This window comes from Desulfobotulus pelophilus, from assembly GCF_026155325.1.
In the GTDB taxonomy this organism is placed as follows: Bacteria; Desulfobacterota; Desulfobacteria; order Desulfobacterales; family ASO4-4; genus Desulfobotulus; species Desulfobotulus pelophilus.
The window spans coordinates 136,311-158,957 of sequence record NZ_JAPFPW010000002.1; the positions used below are offsets into that span (position 1 = coordinate 136,311).

Annotated in this window: 13 protein-coding genes; 2 read left to right on the forward strand and 11 right to left on the reverse strand. The window is 52.2% G+C overall.

Going from position 1 to position 22,647, the window contains the following annotated elements:
- Positions 1-30: 30 nt before the first annotated feature.
- Positions 31-1,224 carry an ABC transporter substrate-binding protein gene (locus tag OOT00_RS02760; protein WP_265423760.1) on the reverse strand — a complete coding sequence of 398 codons (1,194 nt, stop codon included), beginning with the start codon at positions 1,222-1,224 and terminating at the stop codon, positions 31-33.
- A gap of 79 nt (positions 1,225-1,303) precedes the next feature.
- Positions 1,304-2,830 carry a response regulator gene (locus OOT00_RS02765; RefSeq protein ID WP_265423761.1) on the reverse strand — a complete coding sequence of 509 codons (1,527 nt, stop codon included), beginning with the start codon at positions 2,828-2,830 and terminating at the stop codon, positions 1,304-1,306.
- A 623-nt stretch (positions 2,831-3,453) separates the two neighbouring features.
- Between OOT00_RS02765 and OOT00_RS02770 the strand changes: the two genes are divergently transcribed.
- Positions 3,454-6,024, forward strand: coding sequence for a hybrid sensor histidine kinase/response regulator (locus OOT00_RS02770; protein WP_265423762.1), 2,571 nt, complete (start codon positions 3,454-3,456; stop codon positions 6,022-6,024).
- Between the two features lie 149 nt (positions 6,025-6,173).
- Here the strand turns inward: OOT00_RS02770 and OOT00_RS02775 are convergent, their stop codons facing one another.
- The 9 genes from OOT00_RS02775 to OOT00_RS02815 form a co-directional block, all read right to left on the reverse strand.
- Positions 6,174-9,530, reverse strand: coding sequence for an ATP-binding protein (locus tag OOT00_RS02775; protein ID WP_265423763.1), 3,357 nt, complete (start codon positions 9,528-9,530; stop codon positions 6,174-6,176).
- Positions 9,531-11,396 (reverse strand): aldehyde ferredoxin oxidoreductase family protein, encoded by a 1,866-nt coding sequence (locus OOT00_RS02780; protein WP_265423764.1) that lies wholly within the window; start codon positions 11,394-11,396, stop codon positions 9,531-9,533.
- Positions 11,397-11,451: 55 nt separating this feature from the next.
- A complete protein-coding gene (locus tag OOT00_RS02785; RefSeq protein ID WP_265423765.1) occupies positions 11,452-12,072 on the reverse strand; it encodes a response regulator transcription factor in 621 nt (206 codons plus the stop codon).
- Positions 12,069-12,419 (reverse strand): Hpt domain-containing protein, encoded by a 351-nt coding sequence (locus OOT00_RS02790; RefSeq protein ID WP_265423766.1) that lies wholly within the window; start codon positions 12,417-12,419, stop codon positions 12,069-12,071. The genes OOT00_RS02785 and OOT00_RS02790 overlap by 4 nt, the downstream gene beginning before the upstream one ends.
- Positions 12,406-14,421 carry a hybrid sensor histidine kinase/response regulator gene (locus OOT00_RS02795; protein ID WP_265423767.1) on the reverse strand — a complete coding sequence of 672 codons (2,016 nt, stop codon included), beginning with the start codon at positions 14,419-14,421 and terminating at the stop codon, positions 12,406-12,408. Before OOT00_RS02795 ends, OOT00_RS02790 begins: the two co-directional genes overlap by 14 nt.
- A 156-nt stretch (positions 14,422-14,577) precedes the next feature.
- Complete coding sequence (locus OOT00_RS02800) at positions 14,578-16,608, reverse strand: methyl-accepting chemotaxis protein (RefSeq protein WP_265423768.1); 2,031 nt, start codon at positions 16,606-16,608, stop codon at positions 14,578-14,580.
- A gap of 106 nt (positions 16,609-16,714) precedes the next feature.
- Positions 16,715-18,718, reverse strand: coding sequence for a methyl-accepting chemotaxis protein (locus OOT00_RS02805; protein WP_265423769.1), 2,004 nt, complete (start codon positions 18,716-18,718; stop codon positions 16,715-16,717).
- A 446-nt stretch (positions 18,719-19,164) separates the two neighbouring features.
- On the reverse strand, positions 19,165-19,701 hold the full coding sequence (locus tag OOT00_RS02810) for an HPP family protein (protein WP_265423770.1): 537 nt from the start codon (positions 19,699-19,701) through the stop codon (positions 19,165-19,167).
- A 9-nt stretch (positions 19,702-19,710) separates the two neighbouring features.
- Entirely contained in the window at positions 19,711-20,319 is a 609-nt protein-coding gene (locus OOT00_RS02815; RefSeq protein ID WP_265423771.1) for a CBS domain-containing protein, read from the reverse strand.
- A 580-nt stretch (positions 20,320-20,899) separates the two neighbouring features.
- On the opposite strand from OOT00_RS02815, the gene hcp reads away from it, so the two are divergent.
- Complete coding sequence (gene hcp / locus OOT00_RS02820) at positions 20,900-22,561, forward strand: hydroxylamine reductase (RefSeq protein ID WP_265423772.1); 1,662 nt, start codon at positions 20,900-20,902, stop codon at positions 22,559-22,561.
- The last annotated feature ends 86 nt before the right edge of the window (positions 22,562-22,647 follow it).

Genomic DNA, 22,647 nt, shown 5'->3' on the forward strand with positions numbered 1-22,647 from the left:
TTCAACAGACAGGGTGATTACCGTATGGTTTTATGGTGCCGCCGGTATGGAGCAGGGGGTAATGAAACCTCCGGACGTGAAACATGCGATGCGGAAGTCTTCAGGATTAAGGGCGTCATGGCGCTCCGGTGTGAAAGGAGGTTTGTAGTCCCGCATGACTCCCTTATATTCATTCATGTTTTCCAGATGGTCCCGTACGATACTTCTTTCCAGTGTATTGGCCCTTGTTGCTGCTAACGCCAGCATGTGCACAAGGTCATAGGTGTGGGCCATGCCTGCGGGTGCCGGTATGGCCTCGGGTCTGTGGTTTTCAGGAAAGGTGTTGCTGTACAGGTGATAAAGGTGGGCAGCCCGTTCAGGCAGGGCTGGCGCAAGGAAGGAAAAGGTCTGAAGAAAAAAAAGATTGTCCGTTTCCCCCGCCGTTTCGTTTTGAAAGAAATCACCGCAGGATATGCCCCAGTGGGAGATCATGGGCAGGCGCTTTTCCGTTGGCAGTGCCGCCATGGATCGGGTGGCAATGCGACCTTCTTCCATCTGGCTGACCAGAATGAGAATGTCCGCATCTTTTTTGATCAGTTGCCGGATATGGGATGTCAGGTCGGTCGCACCCCAGTGAAACCACTGGATTCCTGCCGGTTCCACTTGTCTGCTGTTCAGGGCTTTGTAGAGGGCTGTTTCGTTGGATTGTCCCCATAGGGTTCTTTCCAGAAGAAGACCGGGTTTTTGATATCCCGCCTGAAGCAGTCTGTTGATGAGAAAACTTGCTGCATGATCATCCCGGACGGAAACCCTGAAAACATAATTGGGATTGTATCCGTTTTCGACAAGATGGGTTCCTGCAGCCCATGGAATAAGGAAGGGTATTTTTTCTTTGTGCACAATGGGCAGCTGTTCCATGGCTACCGGAGTATGGACCCCTCCGATGACGGCGAGGAGGCCGGGTTTTTCCTTAAATCTTTCCATATCTGTGCTGCCGCGTGCGGGGTTAGCCCTGTGGTCTTTGACGGAAAGTACAAGGGGGCGTCCCAGTAACCCACCTTTTTCGTTGAGTTCAGACACGGCAAGCAGAGCGCCCCGGTAAATACTCCGGCCAGCCATGGCAGACGGGCCGCTCATGTCTGCACTGATCCCGATGATGACAGGGTCGGATTCTGTCGCCATGGATGTGGCGTTTGTCAGCGCAATCAAAATAAAAATAAGAAGAGCTATGGGAACTTTTCTCATATCGATTTTCCTTGCAGAATATTCTGCTGGCAAAGTGTTTGTCCGGCTGGCGTGAGGATGGCAGGGGAGGAGCGGTGTTTTATTCATGCTGGGACGAAAGGGAGAGGTTAAAAGGTAAGAGCAGAAATACTTCCGTTCCTTTTCCCTGTATACTGTCTATGGAAAGGGTTCCTCCCATGGTGAGAACATGTTTCCGTATAAGGGCCAGTCCAAGGCCGGCGCCCTCATAGCAGCGGGTGGATGAATTTTCTGCCTGCCTGAAGGGTTCCCATATCTGTTCCATCAGATCCTGAGATATGCCTATGCCCGTATCGGCTATGACAAAAAGAATCCGTACCGTGTGAGGGGCAACCGGTAATGGAATCAGGGGAATGATTTCCAGATGGACCGTTCCCTGTTTGGTAAACTTCAAGGCGTTTCCTACCAGATGAAAGAGAATCTGCCGGAGCCGGGCAGCATCTCCCATCAGGGGACCGGGAAGAGGTTCTTCTTTGGTTATGGTGAAAGTTACTTTTTTTTCCATGGCTGTTAAAGCGAAGAGTCCATGGATGGACTCACAGACTCTTTGCAGGTCAAAGTCTTCCATGGCAACATGGGGCTTTCCGGATTTCAGGTTGGCAAAGTCAATGATGTCTGTGAGCAGATGGGCCAGCCTGTTGGCCGAGTTGATTCCAAGCCGGATAATTTCCGCATTTTCCGTATCCGGTGATGTGTTCTGAAGCAGGTACATGACCCCGAGAATACCATTCAGCGGCGTACGGAGTTCGTGGCTCATATTGGCCAGAAATTCGGATTTGACGAGATTCGCTGCCTCGGCGGCCTCTTTTGCCTGAAGCATGGCTTTTTCCGCTTTTTTCTGGGGAGTGATGTCTCGGCTTACAGCCAGAGCAGAAACGATTCCGCCGGAGAGACTGTATTCCGGAATAATTTTTATATGATGGATCATCGGTTTTTCTCTGCCGCTGAAGGTATATTCTGTTTCCAGCGATGCAGCTGTTCTGAAAACTGTTTCCAGAGCGTTTTCCCAGAATTGGCAGATAGCCGGGTCAAAATTCAGATCGCGATGGGTTTTTCCTATGTAATCAGATGGTTGAATGTTGTTGATTTCTTTGATGTTGCTGGAAATGAACAGATGGCGGCCCTGCCTGTCATACCGCATGACAAGATCCGGTAGTTCCTGAATCAATACCTCCTGTCTTTGTTCACTTTCACGCAGAAGCCGCTGGAGCCGGAGGTGGGTTTTTACACGCGCATGGATTTCTTCCGGCTGAAAGGGTTTGCTTACATAGTCTACGCCGCCTGCTGCAAACGCTTTGAGCTTATCTTCTGTTTCGTTGAGGGCACTGATAAAAATGACGGGTATATTATGGGATAGAGGATGCTGTTTCAGATGTCGGCAAACTTCAAATCCATCCATTTCAGGCATACGGATGTCAAGAAGAATGAGGTCGGGTGGGTTTTCGTTGACAGCAGCGAGTGCCATGGTGCCATTGGGAAAGGCTACGGTCCGGTATCCATGGGTTTGAAGAATTTCCTGCATCAGGGTGAGATTGGCAGGTGTGTCATCAATGATCATGATCCGGGGAGGTGGCGCTTGTACTGTCATGGCTGATCTCCGTGATTCTGCGGGGCAAGGGACAAAGAACCCGTTCTGGTGGTCTCCGGAGGCTTATGGTCCGATACTTCTGGTATGAGTATAGAATAGGAACGGTGTTTATCATAGCATGGAGAATCTCCGGATGACAAGAAAAGGCCGTGTGTACGGTTTGTTCCCTCCGGGCTTTTTTTGTCATAATGGTGGAACTGTCCTGATGGCTGATTTTTTTCTTGAGTGCGGGGGTGTCATGTGTCATTTTATCGCTATCTTTTCTTCCTATTCTGGTAGTCATGCCCTTCCTTGTTCTCTTTTTTCTGGCCGGTGGCTATGGGGTGTTCTCCGTGCTGCAGGGACAAAAAAAGCCTCTATTTCTGTAGAACCATAGATTATGATAAGAAGCTGATAATCAGATATACAATTTGATAAGCATGTAAGGCTTTGGTTTTAAAATAAAAAAACTTTTTTGTGCCAGGCCTCAGAAGGTGCCGGCTTGCTATGCGGGTTGCTGTCTTCTGCCAAGGCAGCCCTCCGGTAAGCGGCGGCAACGAAGCTGCATCGCCGGGTTTCCGGTTGGACAGCAGCAGGAGGGTGGAGAGGGTGTTGATCTGATCAATCCGGAGGGAAGGTGAAAGATGAGCCATTTCCCGCATGTCAGCATACTGTTCAAACCGTATTTTTTCTGGATACTGCTGCTTTGTCTTCCGTTTTTGTGCGGGCGTATGCCGCTGTATGCCGGTGAAAAGGGCTGGGGGCAGCGTTCGGATGATACGCGGACCGGGCAGATACTGGATACGATCTTAAAAAGTGCTCCCACGGGTATTGGTATGGTCGAGTATCGTATGATTACGGAAGTGAATGACTATATCCTTCATCTGACAGGTTACGCCAGAGAAGAGCTCATCGGACAAAATGCCCGCCTACTCTATCCTTCCCAAAACGATTTTGATTATGTGGGCCGGGAAAAATACCGGCAGATCAGTGAGAGAGGAACCGGTTCCGTTGAAACCCGATGGCTGCGTAAGGACGGAGAAATCCGCCATGTCATTCTTTCTTCAACCCCCCTTGATCGTGAGAATCTGGGTGCCGGTGTCACCTTTACGGTTGTGGATATTACGGAACGGAAAAGGGCGGAGGAGAGGCTTGCGGAAAGTGAAGAACGTTTCAGAAGCCTTTTTGAGGGAAATTCGGCGGTTATGCTGCTCATTGACCCGGAAACAGGGAGTCTTCTTGAAGCCAACCCTGCTGCTGTTGCTTATTACGGATGGACCGGTAAGGAGCTGACCCGCAGGCGTATTCAGGACATCAATACCTTTTCATCCGATGAGGTGGAACAGGAAATGGAGAAGGCAGCGGCCCATGCCCGTAACCATTTTGAATTCCGGCACCGCAGGGCAGATGGTTCCGTCCGCGATGTGGCCGTATTCAGCAGCGGTGTTCAGGCAGGTTCCGGAGAACTTCTTTTTTCTATTATCCACGATATTACAGACCGTAAAGAGGCGGAAGCCTCCCTCCTGTCCCGGACCCGCTGGTTTTTTTGGGGTCTTGCTGTTTGTGTCCTCATGCTGACGGGTCTGGTGGCAGGCCTGATTCTGAGCCTCAGGCAGTACAGAAGGGCGGAGAAGGCCCTCAAGATAAGTGAGACTTCCCTGAAACGCCAGAATGATATGGTCGGTGCCCTGCTGAACAATCTTCCCAGTGGGGTGTTTATGGTCAATGTTCCGGATGGCAGTCCTCTCGTTGTCAATCCCATGGCACAGAAACTGTTGGGCTGTGGTGCTTTGCCGGATGCTGACCGGTTGAGCCTTTCGGAAGTATACCGGGCACGCAGGCAGGGCAGCCAAGAGCCTTATCCTGTGGAAGAAATGCCCATTGTAAGGGGGATGAAGGGAGAGAAGAGCCACATTGATGACATGATTGTGATGCGTCCGGATGGAAGTGAAGTCTGGCTGGAAGTTTTTGGTGCTCCCATACGCAATGAACAGGGAGAGATCTGGGCCAGTCTGGCTCATTTTCAGGATATTACAGAGCGTAAGGAGGCGGAATCGGAGCGTGAGAAGCTTCATGCCCAGCTGGCTCAGGTGCAGAAAATGGAGTCCATTGGGAGGCTTGCAGGAGGCGTGGCCCATGATTTCAATAACATGCTGGGTGTGATTATGGGGCATGCGGATCTGGCCTTGTCGCAGATGGAACCGGAGGATGCCCTGCATGCGGATCTGGAAGAAATCCGGAAAGCGGCCCTGCGGTCTGCCGGTCTGACCCGTCAGCTTCTGGGGTTTGCCCGCAGGCAGACCATAGCCCCGACAGTTCTTGATCTGAATGCTATTGTGGGAGAAATACTGAAAATGCTTCGCCGTCTGATCGGTGAGGATATCGAGCTGGTCTGGAAGCCGGCCGATAGCTTGTGGGCTGTGAAGCTTGATTCCACGCAGGTGGACCAGATACTGGCCAATCTTTGCGTGAATGCCAGAGATGCCATTGACGGGGCGGGAAGGATCATCATAGAGACGGCGAACGTTTTCTTTGACAGGGACTACTGCCTCCGCCATGCCGGTTTTATGGAAGGAAACTATGTACTGCTTGCGGTGAGTGATAACGGTTGTGGCATGGATTCGGATACCCTTTCCCATATTTTTGAACCCTTTTTCACCACAAAGGGTGTGGGCAGGGGTACGGGTCTGGGTCTGTCCACCGTCTATGGTATTATCAAGCAGAACAAGGGTTTTGTGAATATTTACAGTGAGCCCGGCCATGGAACCAGCATGAAAATCTATTTTCCAAGGCACTGGGCAGAAGCAGAGCAGAGGTCAGAGCCCTGTGCTGTAACTCCGGGAGCAAAACACTCAGAAACCATTCTTCTGGTGGAGGATGAACCCATGTTGCTGAATGTGACCGGGTCCATGCTGGCACAACTCGGTTATACCGTTTTGGCGGCCAATACACCGTTGGAAGCTGTGCGTCTGGCCGGGGAATATGGCGCTGGTATTGATCTTCTTCTTACGGATGTGGTGATGCCGGAAATGAATGGCTATGAACTGGCGAATACGCTTATGTCCATGTATCCGGCCATGGGAAGGCTTTTCATGTCCGGTTACACGGCTCATGCTATAGAAAAGCAGATGGAGCCGGAGGAGAGGGGGCTTTTTATTCAAAAACCTTTTTCCATTAATGATCTGGCCACAGGAATCCGCAAAGCCATGCCATGATGTCTGGATGGCTTCCCCTGCCCTTTCAGGCTTATCCGGAATCATTGGCCTCCCGTGAAGGGCTGTCCTTTTGTCCGTTTTTTTCTATGGGGCAGGAAGGCTTTCCATACCGTTTCGATATGGCTGATCCGGTCTGTCTGGTTGTCCTGTCAGGGAGCCGGGCCGGATTTTTTTTGGAAAAAAGGCAGCCATTGCATCAGTGAGCCTCGGAGATGGGAGCCGGATACGGGTTTGGAAAGATAGCCATTCATGCCGGCCGCAAGGCAGGCTCTGCGGTCCATTTCCTGGGCATGGGCAGTCATGGCAATAATGGGGATGGTTGGTTCACCGGCTTCTCCGTTTCGAATGCGGCGGGTGGCTTCAAGGCCATCCATACCCGGCATCTGAATATCCATGAGAACAAGGTCATAGTTTTTTTCTTTTAGGGCCTGCAGAGCACTCAGGGCATCAGAAGCCACGGCAGACCGTACTCCAAGCTTGGCAAGGAGGCCCGTGGCAACAATCTGGTTGGTGAAATTGTCTTCCACAATCAGTATGGTGGGAACGGCATCGGCCTCTGCGGCGGGAGCTGATGCCGGGGCCACCTCTGGCGGAATGGGCTGAGACGTCCGGCTCACCGGTTCAAGGTTCAGCTGAAACCAGAATCGGGAGCCCTGGCCCTTCAGGCTTTCCGCTCCGATGCTGCCTCCCATGAGAACAATGAGTTCGCGACAGATGGCAAGGCCCAGTCCTGTTCCGCCATAGCGCCGGGATATGCTGATGTCTGCCTGACTGAATTTTTCGAACAGGAGACTGATTTTTTCCTGATCAATACCTATGCCCGTATCCGTAACGGAGAAGAGAAGTGTCTGTTGATCCGGGGCAGCAGCCTTATTTTCCACCGCAATGCGAACCTGTCCTTTTTCCGTGAATTTGATGGCATTGCTCACAAGATTTTCCAGTACCTGCCGAATACGGTTGCGGTCTCCCATGACCCTTTCCGGACTTCGTTCATCAAGGGACCATGAAAGGGCAATTTTTTTCTTTGCCGTTTCAAGAGCAAACGAGAGTGCAAGGTCCTTCAGTAGCTCCCGAAGGTTGAATTCACGGAGATAAAGCGTAAGATTGCCTGCCTCCAGTCGGGAAAAATCAAGTATATCCGTAATGATACTAAATAGATGCCCGCTATTTTTTTCAATGAGTTCCGCATATTTCTGCTGGTCTGGTGTCAGGGGTGTTTCTCGGATGAGCTCCGTTATTCCCATGATGGCATTGAGGGGGGTACGGAGTTCATGGCTCATGTTGGCAAGGAACTGACTTTTGGTCACGTTGGCGGTATGGGCTTCCCTGGCCATGGCTCGGGCATGCCCCATGGCTTCTTGTAGCAGCACGTTGGTACGGAGAAGTTTTTCTTCGGCCTGTCGGCGAGAGGTGATGTCAATCCAGGTAACGAGAATCTGTTTTTTGCCCTCAAGAAGGATAGGGGTAAGGGTGACATTGGCCCAGATTGTTTCCCCTGAAACGTTTCTGCAGCACCACTCGAAGGGAGGTAAGGGGCCTGTGCCAGCCTTGTGGATCAGGTGCAGGGCATCCTGGAAGGAATAGGGGGTATCCAGCCAGAAATCCCCTTCCTGCAGTTCTTCCAGACTGGAAAAGCCATAGGCTTTGTAGCCTGCTGGGTTGGCTTCAAGAATAGAGCCTTTGTCTTTATCATGGATCAGCATGGGAACTGGGGACTGGATAAAGAGGGTCTTGAAACGTTCTTCACTTTCCGTAAGATCGGCGGTTCGTTGTCCTACAAGCCGTTCCAGCTTTTCTTTGTGGCGAACGGAGAGAAAAAAACGAAGGCTGGCAAAAAGGGTGATGACAAGCCCTGCCATTGCTGTATATCTGCCGGAACGTTCGGGATAGAGACTGTCAAAGAAAGGGCCTTCATGATTCACAATGATAAAACTCTGTCCGAAAATAAAAAGAGGGCGGATATGCCAGTGATGATAGGGCTTGCGATTTTTCAGATGGGTATCGGCCGTGGCTTCGTGTCCGGCCAGGGTCGAGGTCAGAAGAACGGGGGCTGCATCCGTATGCAGATAAAAGAGATCGGTGATAACGGCAGGGCCTCCTTCCTTTTGCTGAAATGAGTTCAGATCGGGAAGGGCCTGGTCCAGATTTATGACGCCTGTCACCATGCCTTCCAGCAGGCGTTCCTGTCCTTTGGAAAAAACTGGCCGGAAGATGAAAAGACTTTTTCCGGCCTCAGGAGCAGGTCCGAAAGTAAGGGGGGGGGATGCCGTGCTTATCTGGTATGTTTCGGCATCTGCGAGGGCTTCATGGAGAAGGGGGATGGATACCAGATCAAAACCTCTGAGATCAGAAGACATTTCCCTGCAGCAGGTCCCGTGGGTGATGGGCAGGTACCCTGTTCGTTCTGATACGGGAGTGAGGTGTCCATCCGTACTGTTTTCCCAGAAGAAAAAGGGGGAGTCGCTTTCCCGGCTCATCCTGCTTTCCACGTCGTTTTTTTCATGATTGGCTACCGGTCGGGCAAAATACCAGCCTCGTATGATGGTGTTTTTCATGAGGGGCTGGGTGAAATGAAGGAACTCTTCCTGACTTACTTCCTGAGAAGCTTCCAAAAAACGCCCGATACTTTCCAGTTTGATGTTTTTCAGCTGATTAAAATGGTCGGCAACTTTGAGGGTTTGCATTTCCGCAATTTGCAGAAAGCGTTCATGAAAACGTCTGCTTTCCATGTTGTGGGCTACCCATGCCATGGCCGTAGTTACTATGGTTCCGCAGAGAAAGGTTGCCAAAAAAGGACCATAGCGAAAAACAAAAGGTACCTTTTCAGCAAAAGGATGGAAAAGAAGAAGCCAGCAGATAAGGGTTGCCATAGCCAGAAGGGTAATTACCATGGGAGGGCTTCCCATGATGGTTTGTCTTGTCTCTCCGTTAAGAGGCCTTTCAAGTATCAAGACGGCAATGAGCCCCAGTTCGTCCTTAATGGGGTACAGGGCATGGAGTTGTTTTTTGTCCGGGCTCAGGGAAAAAAGGCTTTCCTGTTCCAGAAATACCTGTTCCAGTCCCGGTGGGGTGTTTTCCAGCGTACGTCCGGGAACAGGGTCGCTGTCAGGCCTGCCGTCCATGTAGAGAAAGGGCTGCCCCTCTGCGTTTTTTCCTACCAGATAGGCGTGGGCCGTATACGGATAAACGTTGTGAATGGTACGGAGGTGGTTTTGGATGCCGATATACAGTGGATTTCTGATATCCTGTTCGGTTGCGGTGAAAGAACGGATGGTTGGAACGGGCAGGTTCCGGGCCAGCATGCGGGTTTCCTGCATCAGTTCCCGGGAAAGCCTGCCTTCGGTGATACGGGTATGGAGCATGGTAAAAAGAATACCCATACAGAAAATGGATGGAATGAGAATTCCCGCAACCAGCCTGCGGGAAAGCCGTATGGTGTTTCCGTGGGTTCCTTTTGTCCGGGAGTCTGGAGGGCTGTCCGGATGCTTGTGGGTTCTGTTCCCCATTCAGCTGTCCCGGCGGCGTGGGGTGCCCAGTGAATCCCATCCTCTGACCCTGTAATAGGCTTGCAGGGCGGTGTGGATATTTTCTTCGTCAAGGGGCGTTTTACCATGGCAGGGAAGGAAAAAACGATGCGGAAAACGGGCTGCATCCGGAGTATCTCCGTGGCTGAGGTTGAAACGGCGAATGGTATCCCAGCTTGTTGCGGCTGTCATCATGAGTTGTTCGGGGGGTAGGAATATTCCCGTAAAGCTGTTCAGTGCCCGGGAAAGGAGAGTCGGACCAAGGGAGTTCAGTATGGGCGGACGGATGCAGATACCCAGAGTGTTGAAAAGGGTGATGAGGTCTTCTGACCACCGTACCATGAGGGGAAGGTATACCCGGCTCTGTTCAAGATCGAACATGTCTGCCCGTAAGGTTTCAGGGACAATGTCGGCTTTGTGATATTCTTCTTCCGGGAGCAGGAAGGCCTCCCACAGTCCATCCCCGGTTCTGATGTTTTCTTTGAGGTTTTCAAAAGGATTTCTGCACCGGAGGTGGTCTCCGCCGCGGATGTTGGTAAGCATGCCGAAGCTGTAGCTGGACCAGCGTCCTCTGGGGTCAATCATGGGCATTTCAAGTTTTCTGACATGCATGGCGTATTCCGGATACCCGAGGGCAGCCGCTGCACGGGCCGTTCCATCGGCCAGAATCCGGCCGATTCCCCTGCGCAGGGCCATATCTTCCAGAAGACGGCAGAAGGCATGGACGTCACCCCATGGCAGGGGATATCCTGTATCCTTCACCGTGAGTTTTTTTTCTTCATAAAGCTGAAAAGCCATGGCTGCACAGGATCCGGCACTGAGCATGTCCATACCGAAGCGCTGACAAAATTCCGTGGCCCTGAAGCTGTCTGTTGCGGTGAGGCCGCACTGGGCGCAGAAAGTGATGGTCGGGCTGATTTCCAGAGCTTTCAGTGCCTGACCCGCATAAATCCCTTCCGCAATACGAACCATGTGGCCGCAGGCAATCCAGCAGCTTTCACAGGCCATTCTGGCTGTAACATGGGTTTTGAGAAGGTTTTGTCCGAATTTTTTTGACCAGTCCGGGATATGGGCACCGGAAAAATTGCGTGTGGGCAGGGCGTTGAACTTTCCATAGGCAGGTGAAGCCCCCAGAGTTCCATATTTTTTGAAAGGATCGTAATACCGTGATGCCCGTATGGCTCTGGTTGCCTCCTGTCGGATTTCATGGAACGAATCTTTGTCATGGGCCCTTACTTTGCCGGACCCCTTAATCACAACAGCTTTGACATTTTTGGATCCCATGACGGCACCCAGCCCCGTTCGCCCCCAGGCATCGTGACGATGGTTCTGGATGGAGGCAAAGCGAACCTGATTCTCTCCGGCTGTTCCGATAAGAGCAAGGGATGCCTTTGGATAACGGCCTTCCAGCCAGGTAATGGCTTCCCAGGAATCTTTGCCCCAGAGTTCATGGGCTGGATGGATACTGACCTCCCGGTCGAGGATGGTGATGTAAACCGGATGGGGTGCACGCTCTCGCAGAATGAGGCTGTCAAATCCCGCCCGCTTGAGATCACCGCCAAAAAAAAGGCCGGAGTTGGAAGTGCCGAAAAGACCCGTAAGGGGGGAAAGGGCGGAAACTTCGGTCCGGGCTGCGGTGGGAAAGCCGGAGCCCGTAAGAACTCCTGGTGAAAACACAAGAATGTTATCAGGGGAGAGTGCATCCATGCGACTGGAATGGAGATCCTGATGGAGGGTGGCGGCGTTGAGCCCCATTCCTCCTAAGCCGGAGGGGGCTTCTTGTTTGGACATGGTTACGTGTATTCTGCCTGAGCCAAGGTAAATATCGAGAATGGCAAGGGGTTTCATTTTGTTTCCTGCCCTTTAGTGAGGTTCCCTGTTGGATGGGATGCCGGTTTCAGGTTCAGAAATCTTCTTCCTGAAATTCGGGATAATGGGCTTTCAGGCAGTCCGGACATATTCCGTGGGAGAACTGTGTGCCGGAGTGCCGGGAGATATAGGCTTCCACCTGATCCCAGTACCCTTTGTCGTTACGGATCTTTTTGCAGAAGCTGCAGATGGGAAGAATGCCCTGAAGGGCACGGATGTGCTCCATGGCGTTGTTCAGCTCACTGATTCTTGCTTCCAGCCGTTCCTGCAGATCCAGTACGCGAAAACCTACCTGGACCCTTGCCCGCAGTTCACCCGGGTCAAAGGGCTTGGTAAGATAGTCATCGGCTCCTGCATCCAGCCCCTGAATAATATCCGCCTTGCTGTCCCGGGTGGTGAGCATGAGTACATAAAAAGGGATGGTCTGTTTAATGCTGCGGATGCGGTGCAGCACATCAATGCCGTTGAGCCTTGGCATCATCCAGTCCAGAATCAGCATACGCGGACTGTCCGGCTGCTGCAGAATCTGCCATGCGATCTCTCCGTTTTCCGCCATAACAGGAGAATATCCCCATTTTGTAAGGGTCAGATCCAGAATGGTGCATGATGTCAGATCGTCTTCGGCCACAAGGATACGCCGGTGCAGGGCTGTCATGGAATGTCCTTTATGGAAAAGGCCTGAATCAGGGCCTGTCTGAGTTTTTGGAAAGCAAGATCTATGGCTGGCATGTGGGCCTGAACGGCACCGAGAATTCCCCTGCGCGCGTCTTTTTCCGCTGCGGTTGCAATGTTTGCCAGTTCATTCCCCTCTACGTTAACGGAGGCCCCTTTGATGCTGTGGATAATCCTGCAGGCCGTATCGGCATCTCCGGAATCAAGATGTTTCTGAAGCAGGTCCAGTTGCCTGGGAAGGTCATCTAGAAAAACCTGTACCACTTTGATGGCCAGTTCTTCATCATTCATGAAGCGGGCCATCATGGCCTTTTTGTCAAAAACAGGCATGGGTGCTGTTTCCTTCCCTGTCCAGAATTTCTCGTACCTTACGGGCCAGCTCCTGAAATGAAAAGGGTTTCTGGAGAAAATGGATATCTTCTGTTACCAGGCCCTGCTGGCAGAGCATGTTTTTTGTGTATCCTGATACGAAAAGAACGTGAAGGCCCGGAAAGTGTTCCGTCATGGTTCGGGCCAGCGTTGGCCCGTTCATTTCCGGCATGATCACATCGGTGATGAGCATGGTGAGGGTACCTGCACTGGCCTCGGCCATCCGAAGGGCATCTCCGGGAAGGGTGGCGGGGAGCACCGTATAGCCCAGCCGTTCCAGCATGGCCTGATTGAGGGCGAGGAGGGCCGGGTCATCTTCCACAAGGATAAGAGTCTCTCTGCCGATACGGGTTGCAGGATCAGGGATTTCCCTGTCCGGCTCATGGTATTTTCCCTGATGCGCTGGCAGAAAGATGCTGAAGACGGTTCCTACGTCTGTTTCACTGTATACTCTGATGACTCCCTTGTACCGATGGATAATACCATAAACCGTTGCCAGCCCCAGACCCGTACCTTCTCCTTTTTTTTTGGTGGTGAAAAAGGGCTCAAATACCTGCTCCATTACCTCCCTCGACATGCCGCAGCCGTCGTCGGTGATGCTGATCTGTACATATTCTCCCGAACTCAGGTCCGGAATTTCGCAGCTTTCCGCAGGGCTGATATGGCTGTTACGGGTTTCGATTATGATGCGGCCTTCCTGTCCGACAGCATCTCTGGCGTTGATGCAGAGATTGACCAGAACCTGATCCAGGTGAGAAGGATCCATGCAGAGGGGGCGCAGATTTTCGCCGGGCCTCCAGACAAGCCGGACGTTTTCACCGATCAGGCGCTGCAGCATGTTCAGCATGTTCTGGATCACAGCATTGACCTGAATGATAGCGGGGCAGGCATCTTCTTCCTTGCGGGCAAACGTCAGCAGCTGCCGGGTCAGCTCCGTGGCGGAACGGGAAGCCTTCAGAATTTCATCAAGGTCCTGATGGGCAGGATGGGAGGGTTCCAGCAAACCCTGTGCAAATTCCGCATAGCCGGAAATGATATTCAGCTTGTTGTTGAAATCATGGGCTACGCCTCCCGCAAGACGGCCTACGGCCTGCATTTTCTGGGAGTGGGACAGTTGGGCCAGAAGTTTTTTTCGTTCGCTTATGTCATGGAAGAGGGTGACAAAAGTTTCAGACGAAAGGGCATAGGCGGTTACTTCATAGTGTTTGGCCATGGCAGCGCTGAAGGACTCAAAATGCATGGGAGAATCCCCGGCAAGAACTCTGCCATAACGTTCGATCCATTCCGGTTCCGTATCCGGAAGGATTTCAAGAACCCTTTTGCCGGTAATACGCTTTTGGGGCAGCCCTGTGAGTCTTTCAAAGGCCGGATTGACCGTAAGGAAACGGTAGTCCACAGCCTCTCCTTGTTCATTCCGAATGATTTCATGGAGGGCAAAGCCATAGGGCATGGTGGCAAAAAGGGCGGCATAGCTTTTTTCCGCAGTCCTCTGTGCGGTGATATCTCTTGCCAGGCATAGTACGGTATCCACCTTGCCGGAAGATCCGTATTCCGGTATCAGCCGCCAGTTAAAAATTCTTTGTCCATAGATACCACGAAAGGGGATTTCTCCTTCCATGGGTTCCCCGGAAAAAAAAGCTTTTTGCAGAATGTGTTCACAGAATTGACACTCCTCATGGCTGAATCCCAGTTCGCCATGGGTTTTCCCGATATACTCTGCTGCCGCCATGGGGTATACTTTTTCAATGGCCCGGCTGATGAAAAGATGGCGGAAGTTTTGGTCAAAACGCATGATGATATCAGGAGAGTGCTCAATGATGGCCTTAAGATGTGCCTTGTCCTGACGCAGGCGAGCCAGGTCGGCATCTTTTTCCGCCAGCGTTTTGCTAAGCCTTGTCATTTCCTCCTCCTGAGACAGGGAAGGTGAGGACTGGGCGGGTGGATTGGCATCATGAGGCTTCATGGCAGTGTCTCCCGGAGACGGAAGGGAGGCAGCGGCTTTTTCCTGTGATTATGGAAAAAACCGCTGTGTCCTGTATGCAGAGGGCTGTGTGAAGAGGATGGCCGAATCGTACCGTAGGCGGCGGGTACCGATGGCAGCTTCCGGTAAGATTTGGAATCAGAAACGGGTAAAATCCTCATCATCATCCATGGGAATGACCTGTCTGGGATTGATTTCCCTTCCCTTCGGCGTGCCCGGCCTCTGTAGCCCTTTCGGCTGGCTCTGGTGAGAGGTGGCTTTGGGCCTGGGCAGGGGCGGAGCAGCGTTCATTTCCCTATACCGGTCGGATGCATGGTCCTGATACCGGTTCTTTGTATTTTTCCGGGAAGAGCCTCCCACCATGGCCATAAGATCCTGCACCATCCCCTTGACCTGTTCAGCCTGTGCATTCATTTCCTCGGCGGCGGATGCCGATTCTTCGGCATTGGCCGCATTCTGCTGGGTGACCTTATCCATTTCCGCCGTGGCTTTATTGATCTGTTCAATACCCTGTGCCTGTTCCTTGGATGCGGCGGCGATTTCCGCAACGAGCTGTCCCACCTGAATATTGCGGCTGGCCACTTCCCTGAAAGCTTCATTGGTCCGCGTGACAAGACCTGACCCTTCCTTGACCTTTTTTACCGTGCCTTCAATGAGTGTGGCTGTGTTTCTGGCCGCCTCCGCTGCCCGCATGGCAAGGTTTCTTACTTCATCCGCCACTACGGCAAAACCGGCACCCGCCTCGCCCGCACGGGCTGCCTCCACAGCGGCATTCAGGGCCAGAAGATTGGTCTGGAAGGCTATCTCGTCAATGGTTTTTATGATTTTAAAGGTTTCTTCACTGGCTTTGGATATGTCATGCATGGAGCCTGTCAGTTCCTGCATGGACTGGTTGGCCGTTTCCACAACCTGCCGGGTCTGCCCCATGAGGGCGTTGGCTTCTCCGGCATTGTCCGCATTCTGTTTGATCATGGAAGACATTTCCTCCATGGAGGAAGATGTCTCTTCAATGGAAGCGGCCTGCTCACTGGCTCCTTCGGCAAGGGAAATACTGGCAGAAGACACCTGGCCGGAGGCGGAGGAAACCTGATCCGCACCTTCATTCAAACCGGCGATGACACGGCTGAGATTGGCGTTGATACTGCGGGTGATGGTAAAGCCGAGCACCAGGGCGAGCAGGACTCCTATCAGGGAGGCAGCAATAACAAGAACCTCAATAAATACAGCCTCATTTTGAGCGCTGCTGGTTTCCGTCCGGGCCTGTTCACGGTTTATTTCGAGAATCTGGGCAAGAATGCCCAGAGCATCTCTCTCCCTCTGTGCTGTCACGGTAAGCGTTTGATCTTTCATTTGGTTGAACAGGGCAACGGACTCATCGGCAATGGACTGCATGGCTGCAAAACCGGAAAAAACGGCTCCCATGGCGGGGGAAAGATCATTGTGGAAAAGCTGGCTGGCAGCCTCTGTTCTTCCCTCATCCACAAGCTGTTTGATGCGTGCCACGGCCTCGTGGAAACGGCGGTGGGGATTTTCCACATCCCGGATGGCTGCAAGAAGTTTTGGATTTTCGGTGCGAAAAGTCTGAAAAAAACGACCGGCATTGCAGGCGGTGTGGCTGTCTCCCCCATCAAACCGGGCTTGGGGATTCTCCATGAGCTCCCGAATCTGGAGGACCACGATGTAGTGATCCTTTGTGAAGGCCTCCAGATTTCTGGAGAGAGCCATGGGGTCACTGACACCATTGGCATCAATGGAACGTGACATTTCCATGGTGCGGTCGTTTTCGCGGGCAAGGGCCGTTATGGCCGTACGGAAGTCGTTCCAGAGGCGTTCTTCTTCCGGGGCTTTGGGAAGGGGGGCATAGGCCTGGGATGCGGTCTGGTAATTCGCTCTGGCTCTTGCAAATCCGTCATACTGGCGCTGGCGCTGATCCTGTGGCAGTCCCGGTATGGCCAGGGTACGGATGTTGCCCCGTGCCCTCTGAAGATTGCTTTCCATCATCAGCAGGCTGTCAACGGATGGGAGGTAGATGGTGCCGATGTCCGTAATGGCTTTCTGGCCCCTGTCTGCCCCGTAGAAACCCGCCATACCCACAAAAAGGGTGATAAGGGCAACACCGGTAAAGGCTGTGATAAGTTTTTTACCAATGGTCCATGAGCGCTGTGTCATTGATCCCTCCTTGCGAGCTGAGTAAAAAAAGGAAAAACGCGTGGCTGTATGGGTAACTGTGTTTTTTTGGGGCGAAAGCCCTGCCGGGAGGCAGGGCGGCGTGGGTTTATATTTTGAACTGGTCTACCATGGTTTTCAGGGATTCGGAAAGACGGGAAAGATCCCTTGCGCTTTCATTGACCTGATTGCCGCGGTTTGTCATCTGGCCCATGGCATGGCTGATACTGGCAATGTCTTTGGTCACTTCGCCAACCACCGTGGCATTCTGGTTGGCATTTTCATGGACCAGCTCAATGCCGCGGGAAACCTGAGACACGTTCCCCGCAATTTCACTGGCTGCGGTGGACTGTTCTTCTACGGCGGCGGCAATATTGCCGACCACTTCACTGACATCATTGATCACGGTTGTGATTTCACCGACCTCCCGAATGGTGGTGGATGTGGTGCTTTGAATATCTTCAATTTTTTCCCGTATATCCTGGCTGGCTGCAGCGGTCTGTCGGGCCAGCTCTTTGATCTCATTGGCTACCACGGCAAAGCCTTTGCCCGCTTCGCCCGCCCGGGCGGCTTCTATGGTGGCGTTCAGTGCCAAAAGATTGACCTGTTCTGATATTTCTGTGATTGTTTCAATGACTTTCCCTATGGCGTCAGCTGCTTTTTTGAGCCTTTCCATATGGCTGGACATCCGGGTAGCCTTGCCTGAGGCATCGTCGCTGATCTGTCTGGCCCGGCCGGCATTCTGGGCAATTTCACTGATGGTGGCTGACATTTCCTCTGAGGCGGTTGCCAGAAGGTTGGTGTTACTGGAAGACTGTTCCAGAGCGGATGCGGACTGGGTCATGTTGGTGGATATTTCCTCAGAAGCGGCGGCTACGGTTTCCGCACGTCCGGATACATCCTGCACACCCTGCTGCATGTCTTCTGCAATGGAAGACAGCTGAGTAGAGGAGGAGGCCAGTGTATTGACGCCCCCGCCGATATCCCGGATAATACCTTGGAGTTTTTCCACAAAAACATTGAACCATCGTGCCAGTTCACCCACCTCATCCCGGGAGTTCATCCGCAGGCGCATGGTGAGATCCCCTTCGCCTTCGGCAATGTCCCGCAGACCAGCCACGGCCGCATTGATGGGGTTCACGATGGAACGGACTAGAAGGCTCACAATGATGCCCACAAGAATCAGGGAAATGACAATGACGAAAATAACGGCGTTGCGCACATCTCTGGAACTTTCCAGGAATTCAGCATGATCCTGGGTGGCGGACATGAGCCATCCCGTACTCTTGATGGGGGCAAAGCCCGCCATTTTCCGTACTCCCCGGAACACATACTCATCGGCACCAGCCCGGCCACCCAACATTTCCCGGACAATGTGACTCATTTCAGGGATGTTGTTGATGTCGGTTTTCAGAATAGTGTCTGGCACGGGATGGGCCAGAACCACCCCTTTTTCATTGAGCATGTAGCCATAACCGGTACGCCCCAGGGTTCGGGTGGATACGATATTTGTCAGGTATTCCGCGTTGATAACCGTGGCAAAAACACCAAGGAACTCTCCTTTTTCTGAAAGAATGGGAGAGTTGATGGGCAGCACCAGTTTTTTTGTGGCCTGGGAGTACAGCACATTGCCGATGACGGTTTTTCTGGAGGCAAGGGCTTTTTTGAATTCATCATTTCCCGCTATGTTATGCCCGATATATTCCGAGCCATTGGACAGTATACCGGTAAGAAGCTGGCCTGTGGCGTTGGCCACAAAAACTCCCTGATAATTACCTCCCAGTTTGGGAAACTGAACCGCAAGATTGTCAAAAACACGGAGGGCTTCCGTACGGGAGCCTTCCACGCCTTTTTCCCTGGCCGCACGGGCCAGAGCCCGGATACTTTCTTCGTGGGCAAAGGCATCGGCCAGCCGGACTTCTGCCATGAGAAGATTGTCCATTAAGGTGGCCAGGTCCTGGGCGATACCCTGAGTGTTTTCCGCAGCTGTCTGGGTGAGTGCTGTGGTAGAGCGGGTCGTGGCAATGAAACCTACGGCCAGCAGGGGAATCAGGACGGAAAGAAGGCTGGTGCTGAGCAGCCGGAAACCAATGGAGCGGACATTGACGGCCATGGGCAGGACTCCTTGTTACTGGGGTAAGATGATTGTATGTTCTGGAGGATAGGGAATTACCATAAAAAAGTCCAATGGGTTTGATGACTTTTTTGAAGGCCGGGCATGCAGGGTAAAAGAGAAAGACCGCAGGTTACCTTGTTACGCAGACCGAAAAGACCTCCGTGTCGCCAGAGGACATTATGGAAAGAGATAATATCGGATTATTCCCTATTTTTATGAAGAGGTCCAGAGCTTTTGGTCTTTCAGGCCATTCGGAGAGCGTATTTTTTCATGGAAAAGCAGACTTTTGAGTCCATGAAACGGACATGGGGATATGGGACAGGTCAGGTTAGGGGAGCTATTTTTTTCAGGGTTTGCCGCGGGCTGTCTTCCAACCTTGTGGTCATGGATGGAGGGCCGGCAGCGGGATTTTCTTGAGCCCGCTGCTTGTACCGGCACCGGCTTCACCACCAGAATTCAGGATAGCGCCTGTATGAAGGCAGGTTGTTGAGGATGAGGGCAATCAACAGCATGATCAGAGCACCGAGGCCTGTTGGTATGAGGACATACAGATACCCCAGATTGTGAATGCCATCGCCTCCAATAACAGCAATGAGAGCCGTAGCCCCACCGGGCGGGTGCAGGGTCCGGGTGAGGTGCATCAGGGCAATGGAAGTGGAAACCGCAAGGGCTGCTGCGAACCAGGGTTCCGTTCCCGCAATTCGGAAAGCCGTTACTCCCACAAAGGCGGAAAGCATGTGCCCGCCCATAAGATTTCTGGGTTGAGCCAGGGGGCTTCGTATGGCTCCGTAAATCAGCACTGCTGACGCTCCGAAAGACCCCAGAATCAGAATCATTCCATGGGGTTCTAAAAAACGATAGTGGGTGAACCCTACGGCAGCCAACCCGGCGAAGCTGGAGAACCATGACCAGAAAATTTCGCGGATACCTACCCTTGGAGGACTCTGGGTCCGGCCTTTGAGTTTTTGCCAGAAAATCATTTTTTTCCTCTATGGTTTGAGTGCGGCAATGGCATGGGTCAGATCCCCGCGGGTGACTATGCCAATGGCTTTTCCTCCATAATCCACAATGGGAATCCGGTTGATACGGTTTTCGCTCATCAGCCCGGACAGAAGGGACAGCGATGCATCCGGACCAGCGGTGATGGCGGGTCGGCTGATGATGGCAGATACGGTATCCTTGCCTGTAGACGGCTGGAAACATTCCTGACTGAGGAGGCAATGCCGGATGATCTGCATAAAGGAAGCGGAGGGGTCAAGTCCGAAGGCCGTGAGGAAATCTTTTTCGGATACAACACCTGTCACACGGAATACGGGATCCACAACAGGGGCTCCGGATATCCTGGCACGGGCAAGGATGCCTGCCGCTTCCATCAGGTTCATATCCATGGGAATGACATGGGGATCGGGTGTCATGATCTGTCGGGCAGAGGCTGTATGGAGCACCCGGTCTATGGCGTGACGAAAAGCCAGTCTGTATATTTCCCTGAAGTCAGAGGGGGTTATGTCGATGTAGCCCTCAATGGCTTTCATGGCATCCATAACGTCCCTGTCGGAAAGAGCCGGTTGGAAGCAGATGGGCGATTGTCTGACAGTCATAGGATTTCCTTTCAGGGTCTGATACCGGATTGCACTGTAGCAGGATGGAGGAAAGGCTGTCCTTGATCCAGATCAAGGACAGAACAGAGCAGGGATGATAGGGAGTTCTGTGGATGAGACAGGAAACAGGTTCCGGCCTGTATCCTGCGGGTGGTGAGAAGGAGCTGGCTCAACCGTTTTTAGACAGGGCATAACAAGTAAGTCGTGCCATGTTGATGGCGGATCTTCAAATTTTAAAAATCGTTGAACTTTTATGGCTTGGTCTGTACAGTAAACAGGGTAAAATCAAGATTTTCATTGTTTCAAAAGCATCTGCCGATCAATACGGGCAGGTGGAGTGAAGTCTCTTGTTGAGTTTCAGGCAGTAGAAGAGCAGGGTTGTCGTTCTCTGTCGTTCTCTGTCGTTCTCTGTCGTTCTCTGTCGTTCTCTGTCGTTCTCTGTCGTTCTCTGTCGTTCCTGATGGAGAGAGTTTCCTTTGAGTCGCGGCTAAACACGGTTTTTGTTCGTGCCTGTTTTCCCATGACGATAGCGCAGGGCTTGCAGGGCACTACCTAACAACATCCGGAATGGAGGTATGGCATGTTCTGTTTTCAGTGTCAGGAAACCATGAAAAATACGGGTTGCACCGTAAAAGGTTTTTGCGGAAAACCCGAAAAAACCGCCAATCTGCAGGACCTTTTGATTTTTGTGCTGAAAGGAATTGCCGTTTATGGAGAAAAACTCAACAAAATGGGTGTTGCCGACCGAAGCCATGATGATTTTATTCTGAAAAGTCTGTTTGCCACCATTACCAATGCCAACTGGGATAACGCCCGCTTTACCTCCATGATAGAGGAAGGCCTGCGGCGCAGAGAAACGATCGCCAGAAAATTCAGCGATCTTTACCGTGAAAAAAACGGAAAGGATTGTGCGGATTCTCTTCCGGAAGCAGCTGTCTGGACGGCTTCGGCGGTTGCTTTTGAGGAAAAGGCAAAAAAGGTGGGCGTTTTACTAACGGACAACGAGGACGTCCGTTCCCTGAGAGAACTTCTGACCATAGGCCTTAAGGGCATTGCGGCTTATGCGGAGCATGCGGCTGTTCTGGGATTCCATAAGGAAGCAATTGGTGATTTCATGATGGAAGCCCTGGCGTCCACCACAAAGGAGCTGTCCGTAGATGCCATGATTGGCCTTGTGATGAAGGCCGGAGAAATGGCCGTCAGCACCATGGCCCTTCTGGATGAGGCCAACACGAAAACCTACGGTCACCCTGAAGTGAGTGAGGTGAATATCGGTGTGGGCAGCAATCCGGGAATTCTGATCTCCGGCCATGATCTTAAGGACATGGAAGAGCTTCTCCGTCAGACCGAAGGTACGGGCATAGACGTGTATACCCATGGAGAAATGCTGCCCGCCAATTACTATCCGGCTTTTAAAAAGTATACGCACTTTGTGGGAAATTACGGCGGTTCATGGTGGCACCAGAATGATGAGTTTGAATCCTTTAACGGTCCCGTGCTTCTCACCACCAACTGTCTTGTGCCTTTAAAAAAAGACAATACCTATCTGGACCGTCTGTTTACAACGGGTGTGGTGGGCTATGAAGGGGCTATGCACATTGCCGACCGGGCCGAAGGCGGAGTCAGGGATTTCTCTCCCCTCATTGAGAAAGCCAGAAGCTGTGCACCACCGGTCAGCCTTGAAGAGGGAAGCATTGTGGGGGGCTTTGCGCACAATCAGGTCCTGGCACTGGCGGATAAGGTGGTGGAGGCCGTAAAGAGCGGTGCCATCCGCCGTTTTGTGGTCATGGCTGGTTGCGACGGAAGGCACAAAAGCCGCAGCTATTATACGGAGGTGGCGAAAAGTCTTCCCCCGGATACGGTCATCCTTACGGCGGGGTGTGCCAAATACCGTTACAATAAACTGGCTCTGGGAGACATCGGAGGAATTCCAAGGGTGCTGGATGCGGGCCAGTGCAATGACTCTTACTCCCTTGCCGTGATTGCCCTGAAACTGAAAGAAGTATTCGGTTTAGAAGATATTAATGAGTTGCCCATTTCCTATGATATCGCCTGGTATGAGCAGAAGGCCGTAGCCGTTCTTCTGGCCCTCCTTTTCCTCGGGGTTAAGGGAATCCGCCTTGGTCCCACACTGCCGGCGTTTTTGTCTCCGGCTGTGGCTAAGGTGCTTGTGGAAAAATTTGACATCAAACCCATTGCCTCTGTGGAAGAAGATGTGGCCGCCATGATGGCGGGCCGTTAATGTCTGAACGGATGCGGAGGTTTTTCTCTGCATCCTGACTTTGATGCTCTCTCAAAAAGTCAAAAACAGCCTTTTTTATGTCTGCA

Coding starts and splice junctions, on each gene's coding strand:
- OOT00_RS02760 (WP_265423760.1), bottom strand. CDS start 1,224: ATGAGAAAAGTTCCCATAGCTCTTCTTATTTTTATTTTGATTGCGCTG.
- OOT00_RS02765 (WP_265423761.1), bottom strand. CDS start 2,830: ATGACAGTACAAGCGCCACCTCCCCGGATCATGATCATTGATGACACA.
- OOT00_RS02770 (WP_265423762.1), top strand. CDS start 3,454: ATGAGCCATTTCCCGCATGTCAGCATACTGTTCAAACCGTATTTTTTC.
- OOT00_RS02775 (WP_265423763.1), bottom strand. CDS start 9,530: ATGGGGAACAGAACCCACAAGCATCCGGACAGCCCTCCAGACTCCCGG.
- OOT00_RS02780 (WP_265423764.1), bottom strand. CDS start 11,396: ATGAAACCCCTTGCCATTCTCGATATTTACCTTGGCTCAGGCAGAATA.
- OOT00_RS02785 (WP_265423765.1), bottom strand. CDS start 12,072: ATGACAGCCCTGCACCGGCGTATCCTTGTGGCCGAAGACGATCTGACA.
- OOT00_RS02790 (WP_265423766.1), bottom strand. CDS start 12,419: ATGCCTGTTTTTGACAAAAAGGCCATGATGGCCCGCTTCATGAATGAT.
- OOT00_RS02795 (WP_265423767.1), bottom strand. CDS start 14,421: ATGAAGCCTCATGATGCCAATCCACCCGCCCAGTCCTCACCTTCCCTG.
- OOT00_RS02800 (WP_265423768.1), bottom strand. CDS start 16,608: ATGACACAGCGCTCATGGACCATTGGTAAAAAACTTATCACAGCCTTT.
- OOT00_RS02805 (WP_265423769.1), bottom strand. CDS start 18,718: ATGGCCGTCAATGTCCGCTCCATTGGTTTCCGGCTGCTCAGCACCAGC.
- OOT00_RS02810 (WP_265423770.1), bottom strand. CDS start 19,701: ATGATTTTCTGGCAAAAACTCAAAGGCCGGACCCAGAGTCCTCCAAGG.
- OOT00_RS02815 (WP_265423771.1), bottom strand. CDS start 20,319: ATGACTGTCAGACAATCGCCCATCTGCTTCCAACCGGCTCTTTCCGAC.
- hcp (WP_265423772.1), top strand. CDS start 20,900: ATGTTCTGTTTTCAGTGTCAGGAAACCATGAAAAATACGGGTTGCACC.